Genomic DNA, 3,536 nt, shown 5'->3' with positions numbered 1-3,536 from the left:
AGCATGAGCGCAGCGTCCGTCACAGCCGCCAAGGACTCGTTGACGTCGGTGTTCAACACCCTCAAGCAGAGCATGGGCGGCAACTCCGGGACGGTGAACATTTTCCTGGCAGACTTCGACAGCCAGGTGAATAAAACCGTATCGGTCAACCTCAAGGATCCGAACGCACTCGCGCTGCTCAAAAGTGTGCTGGATTCGATGGTGTCCGGCGGCGGTACCAACTACGAGGACGTGTTCAAGACCACGGCCAACTGGTTCAAGAGCAGCGAAGCCCTGAGCAACACCGGCGCGACGAACCTGACGTACTTCATCACCGACGGCCAGCCGACCTACTATCAGTCCGGCGAGCAGACGAACCCGACCTTGTATGGCGACGTGAAGCTCGACAGCCTGATCACCACGACCAACTACAAGCTGGGCCAGACGTTCAGCGCCGAGCTCGACAGTACGCACCGCGTTCAGGTCGATGAATCCGGCAATCTCACCCTGCTCACCTGGAAAAAATCCTGGGGCGGTTACTGGAGCAGTGAGGAATTGGGCACATTGCGCGCCCAAGGCGACGGCACCTATGAGTTGTCGTACCGCGACGGCACCGGCAGCAGCACCGGCTCGACCACCACCAGCAACTCCCTGAGCGCTTTCGCGCTGTTGAGTTCGGTATCTGGCGTGGAAGCCATCGGCCTGAACAAAGGCGTGACGCTGGATGACCTGAAGGACTACGACTCGGACAAGACTCCGCAGACCAACATCGATCCCAAGAACCTGGCCGACTCCATCATCGGACACACCGAAGCGACCCTGCCGGGCGCTGACACAGTCAACGGGGCAGACGGCAACGACATCCTGTTCGGCGACCTGGTGAGCTTCAATGGCATCGCCGGCGAAGGTTATCAGTCCATTCAGGCCTTCGTGGCCCAGCAGAGCGGTGTGGAAGTCAGCAAAGTCACCACCAGCAACGTGCACCAGTACATCACCGAGCACTACAACGCTTTCGATGTGTCCGGTGCCAACGATGGCAATGACACACTGCTGGGCGGTGCCGGTAATGACATCATCTTCGGCCAGGGCGGCAACGACCTGCTCAACGGCGGCAAGGGCAATGACATCCTGCTCGGCGGCAAAGGCAACGACACGCTGATCGGCGGCCAGGGCAACGACACCCTGATCGGTGGTCTGGGTGGCGACACCTTTGTCTGGAAGTCCGGCGACACCGGCACCGACGTGATCAAGGACTTCAAGGCCAGCGAAGGTGACCGGATCGACCTGCGGGATCTGTTGCAGGGCGAAACCGGCAGCACCATCGACAACTTCCTGAAGATCAGCACGGTCGATGGCGTGTCGTCGCTGCAGGTCAGCACCTCCGGCAAGTTCAACGCGGGCGACGCCGCAGCGGCCACCCCTGATGTGACGATCAAGCTGGAAGGTAACAACTGGTCGAACATCAACCTGAACTCGTTGATCGCCGGCAGTGATCCGACCATCAAGGTCGATCACAACAACAGCTGACCGTGGCTTAACGGCCGCCCTTAGGGGCGGTCGTACCGGGCTGCATCCAGGATGACGATTTTGTCGCCACCCTCCATACTCGCGCGCAGTTGGCCTATGCTGCCCAGCATGACGCCGCTTCATACATGAGGGATGCCCGATGTTTTATGTGCAACGCGATGCACAAGGCCTGCTGGTGCGCGTGGAAGCCACCGCTTATGCGGAGGCCACCGAAACCCTGCCGGCCGACAGCCACGAAATCCAGGACTGGTTCGCCAACCAGGCGGTAGAAAACAGCCTCAAGCAGCTCAAGCAGAGCGACCTGGAAATGATCCGGGTACTCGACGACTTGATCCAGGTGCTGACCAGCAAAGGCGTCATCCGCGTCACCGACCTGCCCCCCGCGGCCCAGGCCAAGCTGATGGACCGCAACCAGGCCCGGGAAGCCTTGGGCGGGTTGAGCCGGTTGATCGATGATGATGAGAAAGGGTTGATCTAAGCCTGGTTCATCGGTGTCGGGGCTGCCCTCATCGCGAGCAGGCTCGCTCCCACAGGGGGATGGGGCAAGTCGCAGATATTGCCGTCACGCAGTTCTTATGTGGGAGCGGGCTTGCTCGCGAAAGCGGTGGGTCAGTTTGCGATGATGTTGGATGTGCCGACGCCTTCGCGAGCAAGCCCGCTCCCACAATTGGATTTGTGTCAGGGCGCAATTTTCCATTCGCCAACAGGCCTCTTGTGGGAGCGAGCCTGCTCGCGATGGCCATCTTCAATCCGCCACAGGCCTGTCAGTTCGACGTTTGAACCTCAAGCCGATCCATCGCCCGCTCCACCAACAAATGCACCCCGTCGGCCATTCGGCTGATCGCCAGAATCACGCTGCGGCGCGAGCCGTCGACGTCATCAGCCAGGTCGGCGGCGATGGCGCTGATGGACAGCAGGTCTTCGGAGGCATTGGCCAGTAGGGTTTCGGTGTCGATGTCTGGGGAGACCGTGAAGAGCTGGGCGGTTTGGGTTTTTCCCGAGGCTTCATTGGTGGGTTTTGGATTGAGGTAATAGTCGAGGGCGCGCTCGGCGGCTTCATCGAGCTTTTTAGATTTCGAGGATTTTCCGGAGATGTTGCCAGGGTTTTCTGGCGGATTCGGAGTTACTTTAAACATTAGAGATTTCCTAAACAGTTAAGTGGAAACCGTCACCGTCCGCTTGCACGCGAATGAGGGTGGCGGCCGAACGCAGGTGTGCAAGACCGGGCCTGTTTAGGACACCCAGCAGATCCAAGGATCTCCTGCGTGCAGCCGCCATAAAGCCAGTGGGCAGAAGAATGCCCCTGAGCGATGTAGCGTCGCATCCTAAACAGTTTCTTCGGACTTGCACGTCCGTGTCACCGTTTTTTCAGTGACAAACCCAGACTAGCGGTGAGGCCAAAGGCGGACAAGTTCACCAGCTTCGCTACAACTTGAGAGAAATCTCCTAGGACCTTACTTTTAGAGGGGGTGTATATCCGTTTCTGCGGTAACGGCTACTGGCGGTTCCGCTCTTACAGCGGGTCACTTTCGAAAATCCGGAAGCCGGCCCAGGCGAAAGTTACCAAAGCGCTTTTGCCCCACCACTCGGCACCTCGCTTAGGCTCGGTGTGCCCTCACTCCGGCATTGCTCCGTGGGCCCGCCGCGAAGGGCCATCCATGGCCCAGCGCGGCTACCTCGGCATCCATGCCGAGGTGCCCCCTACGCAATGCCTGCGTTCGGCCAGCGTGGTTAACGGGGCGTCCCAGATCAAAAGCTTGGCGAGGCGGCCTGACAGCCGACCTGTTTTTTGATGACCGCGTTCATCCTGTGGGAGCAAAGCTTGCTCGCGATGGCGGTGGTTCAGTTGATGAAGATGTTGGATGTGTCGGCCTCATCGCGAACAAGTTTTGCTCCCACAAATCCTGCTCAAACTGGTCTGATGGTGCACACCCGCAAGAGCAGGTCGGCTATAAGGCCGCCTCGCGAGCAAGCTTTGCTCCCACAGGTCCTGCTCAAACAAGTCTGATTGGTGTACACCCGCCAAAGCC

At 59.3% G+C, this 3,536-nt stretch carries 3 protein-coding genes; 2 read left to right on the top strand and 1 reads right to left on the bottom strand.

All coding sequences use genetic code 11. The features are described 5' to 3' along the window. Positions 1-1,506: type I secretion C-terminal target domain-containing protein (locus GSM73_RS26750; RefSeq protein ID WP_256676667.1), on the top strand; the 1,506-nt coding region annotated here is incomplete at its 5' end. Between the two features lie 139 nt (positions 1,507-1,645). Continuing rightward, positions 1,646-1,984 (top strand): hypothetical protein, encoded by a 339-nt coding sequence (locus GSM73_RS03070; RefSeq protein ID WP_047230543.1) that lies wholly within the window; start codon positions 1,646-1,648, stop codon positions 1,982-1,984. 286 nt (positions 1,985-2,270) lie between these two features. Here the strand turns inward: GSM73_RS03070 and GSM73_RS03065 are convergent, their stop codons facing one another. Next, on the bottom strand, positions 2,271-2,642 hold the full coding sequence (locus GSM73_RS03065; protein ID WP_160891530.1) for a DUF6124 family protein: 372 nt from the start codon (positions 2,640-2,642) through the stop codon (positions 2,271-2,273). Positions 2,643-3,536: the final 894 nt, after the last annotated feature.

Origin of the sequence: Pseudomonas sp. PICF6 (genome assembly GCF_009831705.1) — a bacterium.
GTDB classification, from domain to species: domain Bacteria; phylum Pseudomonadota; class Gammaproteobacteria; order Pseudomonadales; family Pseudomonadaceae; genus Aquipseudomonas; species Aquipseudomonas rhizophila.
The sequence above is the reverse complement of the archived record's forward strand: the minus strand, read 5'-3'. Positions and strand labels throughout refer to the sequence as shown.

Coding starts and splice junctions, on each gene's coding strand:
- GSM73_RS03070 (WP_047230543.1), top strand. CDS start 1,646: ATGTTTTATGTGCAACGCGATGCACAAGGCCTGCTGGTGCGCGTGGAA.
- GSM73_RS03065 (WP_160891530.1), bottom strand. CDS start 2,642: ATGTTTAAAGTAACTCCGAATCCGCCAGAAAACCCTGGCAACATCTCC.